This window comes from Enterobacter sp. R-25, from assembly GCF_049913205.1.
Classification (GTDB): Bacteria; Pseudomonadota; Gammaproteobacteria; order Enterobacterales; family Enterobacteriaceae; genus Enterobacter; species Enterobacter ludwigii.
In genome coordinates this window covers 875527-891021 of sequence record NZ_CP183982.1, presented here as the reverse complement: position 1 = coordinate 891021, position 15495 = coordinate 875527, and the positions used below count along the sequence as shown (strand labels likewise).

The 15495-nt window shown below is 56.3% G+C and carries 15 protein-coding genes; 3 read left to right on the top strand and 12 right to left on the bottom strand.

From position 1 onward, the window contains the following. Nucleotides 1-10: 10 nt before the first annotated feature. The 7 genes from nqrM to ACN9MQ_RS04170 are packed head-to-tail and all read right to left on the bottom strand — an operon-like array spanning nucleotide 11 to nucleotide 6051. Nucleotides 11-214, bottom strand: coding sequence for a (Na+)-NQR maturation NqrM (gene nqrM / locus ACN9MQ_RS04200; RefSeq protein WP_020882787.1), 204 nt, complete (start codon nucleotides 212-214; stop codon nucleotides 11-13). Next, nucleotides 214-1437, bottom strand: coding sequence for an NADH:ubiquinone reductase (Na(+)-transporting) subunit F (nqrF, locus tag ACN9MQ_RS04195; RefSeq protein WP_020882788.1), 1224 nt, complete (start codon nucleotides 1435-1437; stop codon nucleotides 214-216). The genes nqrM and nqrF overlap by 1 nt, the downstream gene beginning before the upstream one ends. A gap of 10 nt (nucleotides 1438-1447) precedes the next feature. Then, entirely contained in the window at nucleotides 1448-2044 is a 597-nt protein-coding gene (gene nqrE / locus ACN9MQ_RS04190; protein WP_014168762.1) for an NADH:ubiquinone reductase (Na(+)-transporting) subunit E, read from the bottom strand. A 6-nt stretch (nucleotides 2045-2050) separates the two neighbouring features. After that, nucleotides 2051-2689: an NADH:ubiquinone reductase (Na(+)-transporting) subunit D gene (locus ACN9MQ_RS04185; protein ID WP_025205100.1), complete on the bottom strand. Its 639-nt coding sequence runs from the start codon at nucleotides 2687-2689 to the stop codon at nucleotides 2051-2053. Beyond that, nucleotides 2682-3476, bottom strand: coding sequence for a Na(+)-translocating NADH-quinone reductase subunit C (locus tag ACN9MQ_RS04180; protein ID WP_020882789.1), 795 nt, complete (start codon nucleotides 3474-3476; stop codon nucleotides 2682-2684). Before ACN9MQ_RS04180 ends, ACN9MQ_RS04185 begins: the two co-directional genes overlap by 8 nt. Continuing rightward, nucleotides 3469-4704, bottom strand: a complete 1236-nt coding sequence (locus tag ACN9MQ_RS04175) for an NADH:ubiquinone reductase (Na(+)-transporting) subunit B (RefSeq protein ID WP_025205104.1) — start codon at nucleotides 4702-4704, stop codon at nucleotides 3469-3471. Before ACN9MQ_RS04175 ends, ACN9MQ_RS04180 begins: the two co-directional genes overlap by 8 nt. Nucleotides 4705-4707: 3 nt before the next feature. Further along, nucleotides 4708-6051 carry a Na(+)-translocating NADH-quinone reductase subunit A gene (locus ACN9MQ_RS04170; RefSeq protein ID WP_410378498.1) on the bottom strand — a complete coding sequence of 448 codons (1344 nt, stop codon included), beginning with the start codon at nucleotides 6049-6051 and terminating at the stop codon, nucleotides 4708-4710. A gap of 298 nt (nucleotides 6052-6349) precedes the next feature. Between ACN9MQ_RS04170 and dpaA the strand changes: the two genes are divergently transcribed. Beyond that, entirely contained in the window at nucleotides 6350-7090 is a 741-nt protein-coding gene (gene dpaA / locus ACN9MQ_RS04165) for a peptidoglycan meso-diaminopimelic acid protein amidase (protein ID WP_014168757.1), read from the top strand. Here dpaA and ACN9MQ_RS04160 read toward each other — a convergent pair. Both ACN9MQ_RS04160 and lpcA read right to left on the bottom strand, forming a co-directional pair. Continuing rightward, nucleotides 7061-7828: a class II glutamine amidotransferase gene (locus ACN9MQ_RS04160; protein WP_014168756.1), complete on the bottom strand. Its 768-nt coding sequence runs from the start codon at nucleotides 7826-7828 to the stop codon at nucleotides 7061-7063. The genes dpaA and ACN9MQ_RS04160 overlap by 30 nt on opposite strands. A 46-nt stretch (nucleotides 7829-7874) precedes the next feature. Further along, nucleotides 7875-8453, bottom strand: a complete 579-nt coding sequence (lpcA, locus tag ACN9MQ_RS04155; RefSeq protein WP_014168755.1) for a D-sedoheptulose 7-phosphate isomerase — start codon at nucleotides 8451-8453, stop codon at nucleotides 7875-7877. Nucleotides 8454-8692: 239 nt separating this feature from the next. Between lpcA and fadE the strand changes: the two genes are divergently transcribed. Together fadE and ACN9MQ_RS04145 are read left to right on the top strand one after the other, a co-directional pair. Further along, on the top strand, nucleotides 8693-11137 hold the full coding sequence (gene fadE / locus ACN9MQ_RS04150; protein WP_214580802.1) for an acyl-CoA dehydrogenase FadE: 2445 nt from the start codon (nucleotides 8693-8695) through the stop codon (nucleotides 11135-11137). 108 nt (nucleotides 11138-11245) lie between these two features. Then, nucleotides 11246-12016 carry an amidohydrolase gene (locus ACN9MQ_RS04145; protein ID WP_014168753.1) on the top strand — a complete coding sequence of 257 codons (771 nt, stop codon included), beginning with the start codon at nucleotides 11246-11248 and terminating at the stop codon, nucleotides 12014-12016. A gap of 41 nt (nucleotides 12017-12057) precedes the next feature. On the opposite strand, the gene ACN9MQ_RS04140 is transcribed toward ACN9MQ_RS04145, so the two are convergent. The 3 genes from ACN9MQ_RS04140 to ACN9MQ_RS04130 are packed head-to-tail and all read right to left on the bottom strand — an operon-like array spanning nucleotide 12058 to nucleotide 15488. Further along, nucleotides 12058-13659, bottom strand: a complete 1602-nt coding sequence (locus ACN9MQ_RS04140; protein WP_020882793.1) for a gamma-glutamyltransferase family protein — start codon at nucleotides 13657-13659, stop codon at nucleotides 12058-12060. A 9-nt stretch (nucleotides 13660-13668) separates the two neighbouring features. After that, entirely contained in the window at nucleotides 13669-14544 is an 876-nt protein-coding gene (locus ACN9MQ_RS04135; protein ID WP_014168751.1) for an ABC transporter permease, read from the bottom strand. A 2-nt stretch (nucleotides 14545-14546) separates the two neighbouring features. After that, nucleotides 14547-15488 (bottom strand): ABC transporter permease, encoded by a 942-nt coding sequence (locus ACN9MQ_RS04130; protein ID WP_020882795.1) that lies wholly within the window; start codon nucleotides 15486-15488, stop codon nucleotides 14547-14549. Nucleotides 15489-15495 lie beyond the last annotated feature (7 nt).

Here is a 15495-nt window from a genome sequence, read left to right as displayed (position 1 = left end):
ACCGTATTCACTACAGGATCCGTCGGGCCTCACGCGCCATGCGTTTTTTACGGGCGTCGCAGGGTTCGGGGCAGTCGCACACTTTTTCCATCCCGAGCGCGGAGATACCACCACAGCTGCCCTGAATGCTTTTACGCTTTATGATCCAGCCCAGAGACATGCCGAGTACAACAAGCAAAAAAACCGCGAAAGTTGCCAGAAACGTCAGCATCATCACCCCCCGAAGTCATCCAGCAGGATGTTCTCATCTTCCACACCCAGATCTTTTAGCATCTTAATGACTGCAGCGTTCATCACTGGCGGCCCACACATGTAAAATTCGCAATCCTCTGGCGCAGGATGCTGCTTGAGGTAGTTTTCATAAAGCACGTTGTGGATGAACCCCGTGTGGCCGGTCCAGTTATCTTCCGGTTGCGGATCGGAGAGGGCCACATGGAAGGTGAAGTTTGGGTTTTCACGCGCCAGTTGCTCAAACTCATCATCATAGAACATCTCTCGCAGCGAGCGTGCCCCGTACCAGAAGCTGATTTTGCGCTTGCTTCCGAGGCGCTTGAGCTGGTCAAAAATGTGCGAACGCATCGGTGCCATGCCCGCGCCACCACCGATAAAGACCATTTCAGCCTCGGTCTCTTTAGCAAAGAACTCGCCAAACGGACCGGAGATGGTCACCTTATCTCCCGGTTTCAGGGACCAGATATACGACGACATGACGCCCGGGGGTGCATCAGGCACATTCGGCGGCGGCGTGGCGATACGCACGTTGAGCATAATGATGCCCTTCTCGTCCGGGTAGTTGGCCATTGAGTAGGCGCGAAGCGTCGGTTCTTTAACGTCAGACACAAAACGGAAAAGATTGAATTTGTCCCAGTCGGCACGGTACTCATCCGGAACGTCGAAGTCCGCATACGCCACGGTGTGATCCGGGCACTCAATCTGGATGTATCCCCCTGCCCGGAACGGAACATCTTCCCCTTCCGGCACGCGCAGCTTCAGCTCTTTAATGAAAGTCGCTTTGTTATCGTTAGAGATAACTTCACACTCCCATTTTTTGACCCCGAAAATCTCTTCCGGCAGCTCAATTTTCATGTCCTGGCGCACCGCGACCTGGCAGGCCAGACGGCAGCCCTCTTTTGCCTCACGCTTCGTGATATGCGCAAGCTCAGTGGGCAGAATATCCCCGCCGCCCTCTTTCACCGTGACGCGGCACTGACCGCAGGAGCCACCGCCACCGCAGGCTGAGGAGACAAAGATCCCGTTGCCGGAGAGCGTATTGAGCAGTTTATCCCCCGCCGGCGTGCGGATCTGGTTTTGCGGCTCACCGTTGATATCAATCACCACGTCGCCGGAATTCACCAGCTTCGCGCGTGCCGCCAGAATCAGCCCTGACAACACCAGTACAATCAGCGTGAACATCACCACGCCAAGAATAATTTCCATCTGTTAGCCCTTATAGCTGCACACCGGAGAAGGACATAAAGCCCAGCGCCATCAGCCCGGTGGTGATAAAGGTGATCCCTAAGCCACGTAAACCCGCAGGCACATTGGCATATTTCATTTTTTCGCGGATCCCCGCCATGGTAACGATAGCCAGCATCCAGCCGATGCCGGAGCCGAAACCATACACAACGGATTCACTGAAGTTGTAATCACGCTGAACCATAAACGAGACGCCACCAAAGATGGCGCAGTTCACCGCGATCAACGGCAGAAAAATCCCCAGCGCGTTGTATAGCGACGGGAAATACCTGTCGAGGATCATCTCCAGGATTTGTACCAGCGCCGCAATCACACCGATAAAGGTGATGAAGTTCAGGAAGCTGAGATCGACACCGTCTACCAGCGCACCGTCGCGCAGCACAAAGTTGTACACCAGGTTGTTAATCGGTACAGATAAGCCGAGCACCACCGTGACCGCGACACCCAGACCAAATGCCGTCGATACCTTTTTGGAAACGGCAAGAAACGTACACATGCCCAGGAAAAACGCGAGTGCCATGTTTTCAACAAACACCGCGCGCACAAATAAACTCAGGTAATGAGCCATCGTCGGTTACTCCTTTTCCTGCTGTTCTGGCTTCAGGGTACGAATCAGCCAGATCAGCAAACCGATAATGAAAAATGCGCTTGGGGCCAGCAGGAAGAGTCCGTTTGGCAGATACCAGCCGCCGTTTTGTACCGTGTCCAGCACCGTGACGCCAAACAGCTTACCGCTGCCAATCAGCTCGCGCAGGAACCCAACGGTCAGCAGGATAACGCCGTAACCGAGACCGTTACCGATCCCGTCCATAAAGCTCGCCAGCGGAGGCATTTTCATCGCATAAGCTTCGGCACGCCCCATCACGATGCAGTTGGTGATAATCAGGCCGACAAACACCGAGAGCTGTTTTGACGTTTCATACGCGAAAGCGCGCAATAGCTGATCGACCACGATCACCAGCGACGCGATGATCGCCATCTGCACAATGATCCTCACGCTATTCGGGATGTGGTGGCGGATCATGGAGATAAACATGCTGGAAAATGCCGTCACCAGCGTGACCGCGACGGTCATGACCAGCGCGGTTTCCAGTTTTGTCGTGACCGCCAGCGCCGAACAGACGCCCAGTACCTGTAAGGTAATAGGGTTATTCGCCAGCAGCGGACCGATGAGCACCTTTTTGACTTCTTTCAGTTCACCCGTATCAGCCATTGTTCAGCGCTCCTTCACGTACGTTTTTCAGGAAAGGACCAAAGCCCAGCTCGCCCATCCAGAAATCAAAACTGTGCTGCACCCCTTTTGACGTGAGCGTTGCCCCGGAAAGCCCATCTACGGCATATTCGTCACCCGGACGCGCAGCCCCTTTCATCACCTTCAGGGCAGGCAGGCCGTTATCGTCGAGCACTTTCTTGCCGACAAACTGCGCGCGCCAGTTAGGGTTTTCAACCTCACCGCCGAGCCCCGGCGTTTCGCCCTGGTCATAATAGGTAATCCCTTTCACCGTGCGACCATCCGTATCGAGTGCCACAAAGGCGTACATCATCGACCATAGCCCGTTGCCGTATATCGGCAGCACGACCTCCTGCACCCGCTTCTGCTCATCGCGCACAAGGTAAATTTCGGCGAGGTTACTGCGACGCTTGATGCCAGCGGGATCTTGCGATGCCTCCAGCGTCAGGCTCATCTCAGGGTCTTTCAGTGCCAGCGCCTGGTTAAATTTCGTCGGGTCTTTATCCAGCAACTGGCCGGTTTTTAAATCCACCAGACGCGCCGAAATTCGCTCCGCGAAGAGTTCAGCCACGTCGTCTGTACTCATCCCTTCCTGCATTAATCCGGCCACAGCCAGGATGTTGCGTTGTTTATCCAGCGCACGCTGCTCCTGTTGCCGTGGTTTTAATCCCACGGCAGAGCCAGCCACGACAATGGAACAGACCAGGCAAAGGACCAGCACCACCAGCAGCGTTTTGCCGATGCTGTCGTTATTCTTGCTTTCAGCCACGCGCTTTCCTCCGCTTAATGTTGGCGCGCACGACCAGATAGTCGAAGAGCGGCGCAAACAGATTGGCAAACAGAATGGCCAACATCATCCCTTCCGGATAAGCCGGGTTGACCACACGAATCAGGACACACATCGCACCAATGAGCACGCCATAGCTCCATTTACCTTTGTCGGTAAAGGACGCAGAGACAGGATCGGTAGCCATGAACATCATGCCGAAAGCGAACCCACCCAGCACCAGATGCCAGTACCAGGGCATGGAGAACATCGGGTTGGTGGCGGAACCGATGAAATTAAACATCGTGGCTGTTAACACCATGCCAATCATTACCCCTGCGACAATGCGCCACGACGCGACGCGTCCGAAGAGAATGATGGCCCCACCGAGTAAAATCATCAGCGTGGAAACTTCCCCAACAGAGCCGGGAATGTTGCCAATAAAGGCATCCAGCCAGGTCACGGGTTGACCCGTGGCGTTGTTAACCAGCGTTTCGCCCCCGTGCGCGGCCCACTGTGAAAGCGGCGTCGCACCCGAGAACCCATCCGCGGCCGTCCACACCAGGTCGCCCGAGATTTGCGCCGGATACGCAAAGAACAGGAAAGCTCGCCCGGCCAGCGCCGGGTTGAGGAAGTTGCGCCCGGTGCCACCGAAGATCTCCTTGGCAATCACCACGCCAAAACTGATCCCCAGTGCCGCCTGCCAGAGCGGCAGCGTTGGTGGAACAATCAGGGCAAACAGAATCGACGTCACGAAGAAGCCTTCGTTGATCTCATGTTTGCGAATGATGGCGAACAGCACTTCCCAGAAGCCCCCCACGATAAACACCGTGATGTAGATTGGCAGGAAGAATACGGCTCCCAGCGTCATCATGCTTATCCAGCCGGCATCGGCTGCAAAGCTGACGCCCAACGTCTTAGCCAGTCGGTAGTGCCAGTCCGACTGGATAACCTGAGCCAGCTGTGGGGCATCATATAAATGATGCAGCGCCGGAATGGTCTGCAGGCCAACGTTGTACATACCCCAGAACATGGCCGGGAAGACCGCAAACCAGACCAGAATCATCATTCGTTTGAGGTCGATAGCATCGCGGACGTGTGCCGCCCCTTTTGTGACCAGCCCCGGCGTGTAGAAAATGGTCGCCGTTGCTTCATACAGCGGGTAGTACTTCCTGAGCTTCCCGTGCGTAAAGTGCGGCTCTATTTTTTCAAAGAGGTGTTTTAAGCCCATCAGTTATCCTTCCTGCTCAATGCGGGTTAACACCTCGCGCAATACCGGTCCATATTCGTATTTTCCCGGACAGACATAGGTACAGAGCGCCAGATCTTCTTCGTCAAGCTCGAGGCACCCCAGCGCCTGGGCACTGTCGGTGTCGCCGGCCAGCAGATCGCGCAGCAGCAGAGTTGGCAGAATATCCAGCGGCATAACGCGCTCGTAGTTGCCAATCGGAACCATGGCGCGCTCTCCGCCGTGGGTGCTGGTCGAGAAATTAAAGAGTTTGCGACGCAGGAAGTGTCCAAGGGTAGTGCGGGTCACGGAATACTTCTCAGCGCCCGGCAGAACCCAGCCGAACAGCTCTTTCTCGCGACCTTCCAGAACCACACTGACCTGCAGGTGGAAGCGCCCAAGATACGCCTGCGCGCCAGCCGCATGACGGCCACTGAGCACCGAGCCAGAAATCAGGCGGTTTTCACCCTCTTTCGTTTCACCGGCAAGCAGTTCATTAATGTCCGCACCCAGCAGCGTTTTCACCAGGCGTGGATTTGCTGCCTGTGGCCCGCCGAGGGCGATCACCCGTTCAGGGCACAGTTCACCGGTGGTAAAGAGCTTACCAATGGCAATCACGTCCTGATAATTCAGATGCCAGACCTGTTTCGTCAGGCTCACCGGCTCCAGGAAGTGGATATGCGTTCCGACTAACCCCGCCGGGTGCGGGCCTGCAAACGTATTAAACGTAACTTGCCCCTGCGGATGGCCCCCGAGTTTGCCGCCGCCCGCCTGACAGACGTGGACCTTCCCCGAGGTCAGACGGGTTAACACGGTTAGCCCGGCATCAAACGCGTTACGCTGCGCCAGAATAATGGGCTCCGGGTCCGCGCTGAGCGGGTTGGTATCAATGGCGGTGACGAAAATAGCGGCCGGAAGCGTGTCCGGAACAGGCGATTTGCTGAAAGGTCGCGTGCGAAACGCCGTCCACAAGCCGGACGCCAGCAGTTGTGCCTGAACGGCTTCCCGGCTCAGGGCGGCGAGGTCTGCTGCGTCGAAACGGGAAAACTCACGTTGTTCGTCGCCTTCAATACGGATAACCACCGACTGCAGGACGCGACGTTCACCGCGATTGATTGCCACCACGGTACCGCTCGCGGGGGCCGTAAACATAACGCCAGGATTTTTTTTGTCCTCGAAGAGCGCCTGTCCTTTAATGACGCGATCGCCTTCCTGCACCAGCATTGAGGGACGCATTCCCAGGTAGTCATCGCCCAAAATGGCGACATGGCGGACACTTGCGCCAGGCGAAACGTGCGGCTCGGGCACGCCTGCAATCGGCAGATCAAGTCCTTTTCTGATTTTAAACATGTGGTTAGCAAGCTTCCATGAACTTCAATCCAGAGGGGGCGAAGTGTACCATTTTCGCTGTTTTTCGGGCACCAAAACCTCGGTTGCAGGCGCTAAAGTGCGAGGTATTACGCAAAGTTCCTGGAGCCAACGCGATTTTGATGGTTTATAAAGTAAAACTAATTTGTAAACTCACCGCCCGGCTCTTGCGAAAATCTATGGCGGTGCTAATGTGAGCGCACCTAACAGAATAATCTGATTTCGGGTCTCTTTTGCCGTCCTGGCAATTTGGTCTTAGTTTTATCAAGGAACTAGTAGTATGCGTAAAATCGCATTGTTCATTGCGATGCTCCTGATTCCGTGCGTATCGTTTGCCGGGCTGCTCAGCAGCAATAGCTCAACCACGCCGGTCAGCAAAGAATATAAACAGCAGTTAATGGGATCACCGGTTTATATTCAAATCTTCAAGGAAGAACGCACACTCGATCTGTTTGTAAAAATGGGCGAGACATATCAGCTGCTTGATAGTTACAAGATTTGTAACTACTCCGGTGGTCTGGGGCCAAAACAGCGTCAGGGCGATTTCAAAAGTCCGGAAGGGTTTTACAACGTTCAGCGTAGCCAGCTAAAACCTGACAGCCGCTTCTATAAAGCCATTAACATTGGCTTCCCGAACGCCTATGACCGTGCCCACGGTTATGAAGGCAAATACCTGATGATCCACGGTGCATGCGTGTCTATCGGCTGTTATGCGATGACCGATACCGGCATTGATGAGATTTTCCAGTTTGTCACCGGCGCACTGGTCTTTGGTCAGCCGAACGTTCAGGTCAGCATCTACCCGTTCCGCATGACCGATGCCAACATGGCACGTCACAAGTATTCCTACTACGCGGATTTCTGGAAACAGCTGAAACCGGGTTACGACTACTTTGAGCAGACGCACAAGCCGCCGGTTGTCTCGGTTGTCGATGGCCGCTATGTGGTCAGCAAGCCGCTGAGCCACGAAGTCGTCCAGCCACAGCTGGCATCAAACTACTCGGTCCCCGAGACAAAATAAGACCCACTCGCCTGGCATAATCTTTTGCCAGGTTTCGTTGCCCGTCAGCGGCTGGGTCGCGATCACTGTGACCACATCATTCGGTGTGGTCTCTCGTTGAAAATCAATTTCCACATCCTGATCGAGCAGCTTGGCGACGCCAAACGGCGCGCGGCGCGTGATCCAGAACAGATTGGTCGAACAGAACGCCATCACATAACGCCCGTCAGACAGCAGCATGTTGAACACGCCCTTCTCACGCAGTTCTGATGCCAGCGACGCAATGTATTTGAAGACGGCGGTCATGTTGCCGGGCGTGCGCGGATAACGCTGCGTCAGCTTGTGCAGCAGCCAGCAAAACGCTTTTTCGCTGTCGGTCTCACCGACCGGACGGAAATTGCCCGTCTCCAGCGACTTATAGCCGGAGAGCTGGCCATTGTGCGCGTAGGTCCAGTGACGGCCCCACAGCTCGCGTGTGAACGGGTGGGTATTTTCCAGCGCCACTTCCCCACGGTTTGCCTGACGGATGTGGGCAATCACCGAGCGGGACTTAATGGGATAGTCCTGCACCAGTCTGGCAATCGGGGAATTAAAGCTGGGCTGGGGATCTTTGAATGTGCGACATCCTTTGCCTTCGTAGAAGGTAATGCCCCAGCCGTCTTTATGCGGCCCGGTGCCCCCGCCGCGCTGAACGAGCCCGGTGAAGCTAAAGCAGATATCGGTTGGCACATTGGCGCTCATCCCGAGCAATTCGCACATACATCACCTCCACAACAGCGGGGGCAATCATGCCCCCAGCGAAGTCTTACTTAACCATCTCTTTTTCGATCAGCTGGATCAGGATGTGGATCACTTTGATGTGAATTTCCTGAATGCGGTCAGCATAACCGAAATGCGGAACACGGATTTCGATATCCGCCGTACCGTCCATCTTACCGCCATCTTTACCGGTCAGGGTGATGACTTTCATCCCTTTTTCACGCGCTGCGGCAATCGCTTTGATCACGTTAGCCGAGTTTCCGGACGTCGAAATCCCCAGCAGCACGTCACCTTCACGGCCCACGGCTTCAACGTAGCGAGAGAAGATATAGTCATAACCAAAATCGTTACTGACGCAGGAAATGTGGCTCACATCGGAAATCGCAATCGCCGGGTAGCCCGGACGGTTTTCACGATAACGCCCGGTCAGCTCTTCTGCAAAGTGCATCGCATCACAGTGGGAACCACCGTTACCACAGGAGAGCACTTTACCGCCGGCCTTGAAACTGTCGGCCAGCAGGACCGCTGCGCGCTGAATAGCGTGAATATTGGCATCATCTTTCAGAAAGTTAGCCAGCGTTTCCGCCGCTTCGTTCAGTTCGTTACGAATAAGATCCTGGTACATGAGGATAATCCTTCAGTATTGATGAAATAACACAGTGGAGTGTACCGGATAGCGGGAAAAGCGAGAAGCTAAAGCCATGCGAATCGTCTGGCGTTTTGCGTTTTCGTGCTGGCTTAAACCTGAACAATGTGAACCAGGTTGTAATTATTTTGTAAACACATTGCTAAAGGAAATAACATCAACTACAACCATATCATCACAAGTGGTCAGACCTCCTACAAGCAAGGGAGCTTTTCTTTATGATGATTTTGAGCATTCTCGCAACCGTTGTTCTGCTCGGTGTGCTGTTCTATCACCGGGTGAGTTTATTCCTGAGCAGTCTGGTTCTGCTGGCCTGGACGGCTGCGCTTGGCGTCGCTGGCCTGTGGAATATCTGGCTTTTAGTCCCGCTGGCTATCATTCTTCTGCCGTTTAACTTTACGCCGATGCGTAAATCGATGATCTCCGCGCCGGTGTTCAAAGGCTTCCGCAAAGTGATGCCGCCCATGTCGCGTACGGAGAAAGAAGCGATTGATGCCGGTACCACCTGGTGGGAAGGCGACCTGTTCCAGGGCAACCCGGACTGGAAAAAGCTGCACAACTATCCGCAACCGCGTCTGACCGCTGAAGAACAGGCCTTTATTGATGGTCCGGTGGAAGAAGCGTGTCGCATGGCAAATGACTTCGCGATTACCCATGAAATGGCGGACCTGCCACCAGAACTGTGGGCGTATCTGAAAGAACACCGCTTCTTCGCGATGATCATTAAGAAAGAGTACGGTGGTCTGGAGTTTTCCGCTTACGCTCAGGCCCGCGTCCTGCAAAAACTGGCAGGCGTTTCCGGGATCCTGGCGATCACCGTTGGCGTGCCGAACTCGTTAGGCCCGGGTGAACTGCTGCAACACTACGGTACCGAAGAGCAGAAAGATCACTACCTGCCGCGTCTGGCACGTGGCCAGGAAATTCCATGCTTCGCGCTGACCAGCCCGGAAGCGGGATCAGATGCGGGTGCGATCCCGGATACCGGTGTCGTCTGCATGGGTGAATGGCAGGGCCAACAGGTGCTGGGGATGCGCCTGACCTGGAACAAACGTTATATTACGCTCGCCCCTATCGCGACCGTGCTGGGCCTGGCCTTTAAGCTCTCCGATCCGGAAAAACTGCTGGGCGGTGAAGAAGATCTGGGCATTACCTGTGCGCTGATCCCAACCTCCACCCCAGGCGTTGAAATTGGTCGTCGCCACTTCCCGCTGAACGTACCGTTCCAGAACGGCCCAACCCGCGGCAAGGATATCTTTGTACCGATTGACTACATCATCGGTGGTCCGAAAATGGCCGGTCAGGGCTGGCGCATGCTGGTGGAATGTCTGTCGGTTGGCCGCGGTATTACCCTGCCGTCGAACTCGACCGGTGGTTTGAAATCTGTCGCGATGGGGATTGGTGCATACGCCCATATCCGCCGTCAGTTCAAAATCTCTATCGGCAAGATGGAAGGGATCGAAGAGCCGCTGGCACGTATCGCAGGCAATGCCTACGTGATGGATGCTGCCGCCTCCCTGATTACCTACGGCATTATGCTGGGTGAAAAACCGGCCGTGCTGTCAGCTATCGTGAAGTATCACTGTACCCACCGCGCACAGCAGTCAATCATTGATGCAATGGATATCGCGGGCGGTAAAGGCATTATGCTCGGCGAGGGCAACTTCCTGGCGCGCGGCTACCAGGGCGCACCGATTGCCATCACCGTTGAAGGGGCAAACATCCTGACCCGCAGCATGATGATCTTCGGCCAGGGGGCAATCCGTTGCCATCCTTATGTGCTGGAAGAGATGGCCGCCGCGCAGAATAACGACGTGGATGCCTTCGACAAGCTGCTGTTCAAACATATCGGTCACGTGGGCAGTAATAAGGTGCGCAGCTTCTGGCTGGGTCTGACGCGCGGTCTTACCAGCGCCACGCCAACCGGTGATGCGACCAAGCGTTATTACCAGCATCTTAACCGCCTGAGCGCCAACCTCGCTCTGCTGTCAGATGTTTCTATGGCGGTGCTGGGCGGTAGCCTGAAGCGTCGCGAGCGTATCTCTGCCCGTCTGGGTGATGTGCTGAGCCAAATCTTCCTGGCCTCTGCGGTCCTGAAACGCTACGACGATGAAGGCCGTCAGGAAGCCGATCTGCCGCTGGTTCACTGGGGTGTTCAGGATGCGATGTATCAGGCGGAACAGGCCATTGACGATCTGCTGGCGAACTTCCCGAACCGCTTTGTTGCAGGTGCCCTCCGCGTGGTGATCTTCCCGACCGGTCGTCATCATCTGGCGCCGTCTGACAAACTGGATCACAAAGTGGCGAAGATCCTGCAGGTACCGAGCGCAACCCGTTCCCGTATCGGCCGCGGTCAGTATCTGGCTCCAACACCGCATAACCCGGTTGGTCTGCTGGAAGAAGCGCTGCTGGACGTGATGGCTGCCGATCCCATCCACCAGAAGATCTGCAAACAGCTGGGCAAAAACCTGCCGTTCACCCGCCTGGATGAACTGGCGAAACAGGCCCTGACGGGCGGGATCATCAACAATGATGAAGCCGCTCTGCTGGTGAAAGCCGAAGAGAGCCGTCTGCGCAGCATTAACGTGGATGATTTCGACCCGGATGAGCTGGCGACACAGCCGGTAAAGCTCCCGGAGAAGGTCCGTAAACCTGAAGCTGCATAACGCGTTTCGCTTCTACAAACCCCGCCACGCGCGGGGTTTTTTATTGCCACATTTTCTCTTTATGTCGTGCTACAGTGTCAAAAAGTGGTCGTTTGAGGAGTCTGAATTGTGCCTGGTCTGAAGATTTCGATTTTGCAGCAACCTTTAGTGTGGATGGACGGCCCTGCCAACCTGCGCCACTTTGATCGTCAACTGGAAGGCATTACCGGGCGTGATGTGATTGTCCTGCCGGAGATGTTCACTACCGGCTTCGCCATGGAAGCGGCGCAACAGTCAATGCCACAGCAAGAGGTGGTCGCCTGGATGCACGCCAAAGCGCAGCAAACCAATGCGCTGATTGCGGGCAGCGCTGCGCTGCAAACCGAGCGCGGGCCGGTCAACCGCTTCCTGCTGGTCGAGCCGGAAGGGAAAGTGCATTTCTATGATAAACGCCACCTGTTCCGCATGGCAGATGAACATCATCACTATGAAGCGGGTGATGCGCGCGTGGTGTTCGAATGGCGCGGCTGGCGTATTCTGCCGCTGGTTTGCTACGACCTGCGCTTCCCGGTGTGGTCACGCAACCGCAACGATTACGACCTGGCGCTGTATGTCGCCAACTGGCCTGCCCCGCGCTCACTGCACTGGCAGTCGCTGCTGGTCGCACGCGCCATTGAAAACCAGGCGTATGTGGTCGGCTGTAACCGCGTGGGGACCGATGGCAACGGGCATCATTATCGGGGGGATAGCCGGGTGGTGAACCCGCAGGGTGAAATTATTGCCACCGCCGAGCCGCATCAGGCAACGCGCATTGATGCTGAGTTGTCACTGACGGCCCTGAAGGAATATCGCGAGAAGTTTCCGGCCTGGCAGGATGCGGATCCCTTTAGCATTGGATAACGGTTTCCCCTCCCTCTCACAGGTAGAGGGAGGGGACATCATTAACTCACCAGCGCCTGCCCGTCTTTGCGGCTCTCTGTCGCCGCCACATAATGCCCTTCCGGCATACGATAAATCACCTGCGCGCCGCCGAAGTTGTAATCCTGGAGCGGATCTTCCACCACGATCTGGTGCCCGCGCTCACGCAGTGCGGCGATAGTATTGCGATCGAACGTCGATTCGACGATCACTTCCCTGCCCTGCACCACGCGCCAGCGAGGCGCATCAATTGCCGCCTGCGGGTTTTGCCCGTGCAGCATGATGCGCAGGGCCATCTGCATATGCCCCTGCGCCTGCATTGGCCCGCCCATGACGCCAAAGGACATCAGCGGTTTACCGTTGCCGTCCATCGCAAAGCCCGGAATGATGGTGTGGAACGGACGCTTACTGCCCGCCAGCGCATTTGGATGGTTTGGATCCAGCACAAAGCCACAACCGCGGTTTTGCAGACTGATCCCGGTCTCCGGCACCACAATCCCGGATCCAAAGCCCATATAGTTGGACTGAATAAAGGAGATCATCATACCGCTGGAATCTGCAGCGCTCAGGTAGACCGTACCGCTCTGCGTCGGCGAACCGTAGACGAAATCGGAGGCGTTATCGGGGTCGATAAGCGCCGCGCGCGACGCCAGGTAACGATCGCTCAGCAACGCCTGGGCCGCGAACTCCATGTGTTCTTCATCAGCGACGTAGCGATCGAGATCCGCCAGCGCCAGTTTCATCGCCTCAATAGACAGATGAAGCGACTGTACGGAATCCGGATGATGTTTTTCAATTCCACACTGCTCCAGAATACCGAGCGCAATCAGCGTGGCGATGCCCTGCCCGTTTGGCGGCAGCTCCTGCACCGAACCACCGGCAAAATCACGCGACAGCAGTTCTACCCAGTCCACACGATGATTGGCCAAATCCTCTGCCGTCAGGTGCGCGCCATGCTCTTTCGCGAAAGCGGCAATTTTCTGCGCCAGCTCGCCGCGGTAAAACGCTTCACCGTTGGTTCTGGCAATCAGCTCCAGCGAATGAGCCTGCGCCGGGTTACGGAAGATCTCGCCGACCCGGGGAGCACGCCCTTCCGGTGCAAAGCAGGCGCTAAAGCCTGGCTGATCTTTCAGCTTGTTATAACCCCGCTGCCAGAGATGGCCAATCAACGGGGAGACCGGAAAACCGTTACGCGCATACTCGATGGCAGGTTGCGCCAGCGTAGTGAGCGGCAGCGTGCCAAAACGTTCTGCCAGCGCCACCCAGCCCGATACCGCACCCGGCACGGTGACGGCATCCCAGCCAATTTCTGGCACCGCGGTTTTACCGGCAAACAGATCCGCGTGCCAGCTGGCAGGCGAGCGGCCAGAGGCGTTCAGGCCGTGGAGTTTTTCACCATCCCAGACGATGGCAAAGGCATCGCTGCCAATACCGTTGCCGGTGGGTTCAACCACCGTCAACGCCATGGCGGTTGCAACCGCCGCATCAACCGCGTTACCGCCGAGCTGCAGCATCTTCATTCCCGCCTGGGCCGCCAGCGGCTGAGATGTCGCCACGGCGTTGTGGCCCATCATCGGCGGGCGTCGTGAATCGTAACCGGAAGTGAAATCAAGCGCTTTGGTCATCATGACTCCTTAGTCATGGCGCGGATCGAGCGCATCGCGCAGCCCGTCGCCGAGTAAATTAAAGCCCTGCACGGCAAGAAAAATCGCCACACCGGGGAATACAGACATCCACGGAGCCTGCTCAAGGAAACCTTTCGCGGTATTAAGCATTGAGCCCCATGACGGGTTCGGCGGCTGCTGGCCTAACCCCAGAAATGACAGACTGGCTTCAGCAATGATTGCCGAGGCAATGGCCAGCGTGGCCTGCACCAGAATCGGAGACATCACATTGGGTAGCACATACTTAATGATGATCCAGCGATCCGGCAGGCCAATTGCCCTTGCGCCGTCGATATACTCTTCGTTGCGAATGGCGATCACCTGGCCGCGCGTCAGGCGGGCGAAGATCGGCATTGCGGAGAGGCCAATGGCGATCATGGCGTTGGTCAGGCTTGGGCCCAGAAACGCCCCGAGCGCGATCGCCATGATCAGGAACGGACAGGCCAGCAGCGCTTCAATAAAACGCGAGATCACGCCGTCCCACATCTTCTGGAAGTAACCCGCCACCAGCCCCAGCGGAACGCCAATGACCACGGCGATCACCACCGACATACAGCCAGCCATCAACGACGTTCTCGCCCCCCAGATAATGCGGGACAAAATATCGCGGCCCAGTTCATCGGTCCCAAACCAGTACATCGCCGAAGGCGCTTTACGCACCGCCAGGAAATTGGCTTTCACCGGATCAAAAGGCGCGATCCACGGTGCCAGCAGTGCCACCAGCACAAAAAAGCCCACCACTACGGCACCCATCACCGCGCTTTTATTGGCGAGAAATTTCTTCAGCACCCGGTTCTGTGCACGGGGCTGAACCGCGGCAATGGTTTGAGTTGTCAGTTCCGCCATGCTTAACCTCGCATTTTCGGGTTGATAAGAACGTAAAGCACGTCGGCCAGCAGGTTCAGCAGCAGGAAACCGATCGCCACGATAAGCACCACCCCCTGCACCACCGCATAGTCACGGTTAAAGACCGAATCGACGATCATCTTGCCGAACCCTGGAATGGTGAAGACCTGTTCGGTCAGTACCGCGCCCCCCAGCAGTTCGCCGAACAGCAGCGTGGTCAGGGTGATCACCGGAACCAGCGCATTGCGAAACGCATGCTTTAAAATCACCGCCTTTGGCAACAGCCCTTTAGCCCGTGCGGTGCGGATGTAATCGGCCTTCATTACCGCGATCATGGAGGCGCGGGTATGGCGCATCAGCGTGGCCGCCAGCCCCGTTCCCAGTACCGAGGCAGGCAACAACAGCGTACGCAGGTTCTGGATCGGATCTTCACTAAACGGCACGAATCCCGACGCTGGCAGCCATTGCAGATTGACCGAGAAGACCAGAATCAACAGGATCCCGAGCCAGAAATGCGGTATCGAGATCCCCGAGATCGCCACAAAGTTGGCACCGTGATCGACCCAGCTGTTTTTGTTGACCGCCGCGAGGATCCCCATGCTGATGCCAAACACCAGCGCGATGATCATCGCCAGCAGCGACAGCTCCAGCGTCACCGGCAGTTTGCTGGCAATGAGCTGGGTGACCGGCTCGTGAGTGCGTAAGGAGACACCAAGATCGCCCTGCAGCGCGCGCGTCAGCCAGTTGAAGTACTGCACAGGGATGGGCGCATCGAGATTGAGCTCAGCACGCAGCTGGGCGATCACCGCCGGATCGCGCTCCTCCCCGGCCATGGCGATCAGCGGATCGCCGGGCAGCAGTTTTTGCAGGCCAAACACCATCATGCTCACCAGCAGTAAGGTCGGGATGGCCAGCAGCAGACGTTTGCAAATCAGTTCCAGCATGGGTTCT

Excerpts from the sequence above, each read along its gene's own strand:
- nqrM (WP_020882787.1), bottom strand. The coding sequence starts at position 214 with ATGATGCTGACGTTTCTGGCAACTTTCGCGGTTTTTTTGCTTGTTGTA.
- nqrF (WP_020882788.1), bottom strand. The coding sequence starts at position 1,437 with ATGGAAATTATTCTTGGCGTGGTGATGTTCACGCTGATTGTACTGGTG.
- nqrE (WP_014168762.1), bottom strand. The coding sequence starts at position 2,044 with ATGGCTCATTACCTGAGTTTATTTGTGCGCGCGGTGTTTGTTGAAAAC.
- ACN9MQ_RS04185 (WP_025205100.1), bottom strand. The coding sequence starts at position 2,689 with ATGGCTGATACGGGTGAACTGAAAGAAGTCAAAAAGGTGCTCATCGGT.
- ACN9MQ_RS04175 (WP_025205104.1), bottom strand. The coding sequence starts at position 4,704 with ATGGGCTTAAAACACCTCTTTGAAAAAATAGAGCCGCACTTTACGCAC.
- ACN9MQ_RS04170 (WP_410378498.1), bottom strand. The coding sequence starts at position 6,051 with ATGTTTAAAATCAGAAAAGGACTTGATCTGCCGATTGCAGGCGTGCCC.
- dpaA (WP_014168757.1), top strand. The coding sequence starts at position 6,350 with ATGCGTAAAATCGCATTGTTCATTGCGATGCTCCTGATTCCGTGCGTA.
- ACN9MQ_RS04160 (WP_014168756.1), bottom strand. The coding sequence starts at position 7,828 with ATGTGCGAATTGCTCGGGATGAGCGCCAATGTGCCAACCGATATCTGC.
- lpcA (WP_014168755.1), bottom strand. The coding sequence starts at position 8,453 with ATGTACCAGGATCTTATTCGTAACGAACTGAACGAAGCGGCGGAAACG.
- fadE (WP_214580802.1), top strand. The coding sequence starts at position 8,693 with ATGATGATTTTGAGCATTCTCGCAACCGTTGTTCTGCTCGGTGTGCTG.
- ACN9MQ_RS04140 (WP_020882793.1), bottom strand. The coding sequence starts at position 13,659 with ATGACCAAAGCGCTTGATTTCACTTCCGGTTACGATTCACGACGCCCG.
- ACN9MQ_RS04135 (WP_014168751.1), bottom strand. The coding sequence starts at position 14,544 with ATGGCGGAACTGACAACTCAAACCATTGCCGCGGTTCAGCCCCGTGCA.
- ACN9MQ_RS04130 (WP_020882795.1), bottom strand. The coding sequence starts at position 15,488 with ATGCTGGAACTGATTTGCAAACGTCTGCTGCTGGCCATCCCGACCTTA.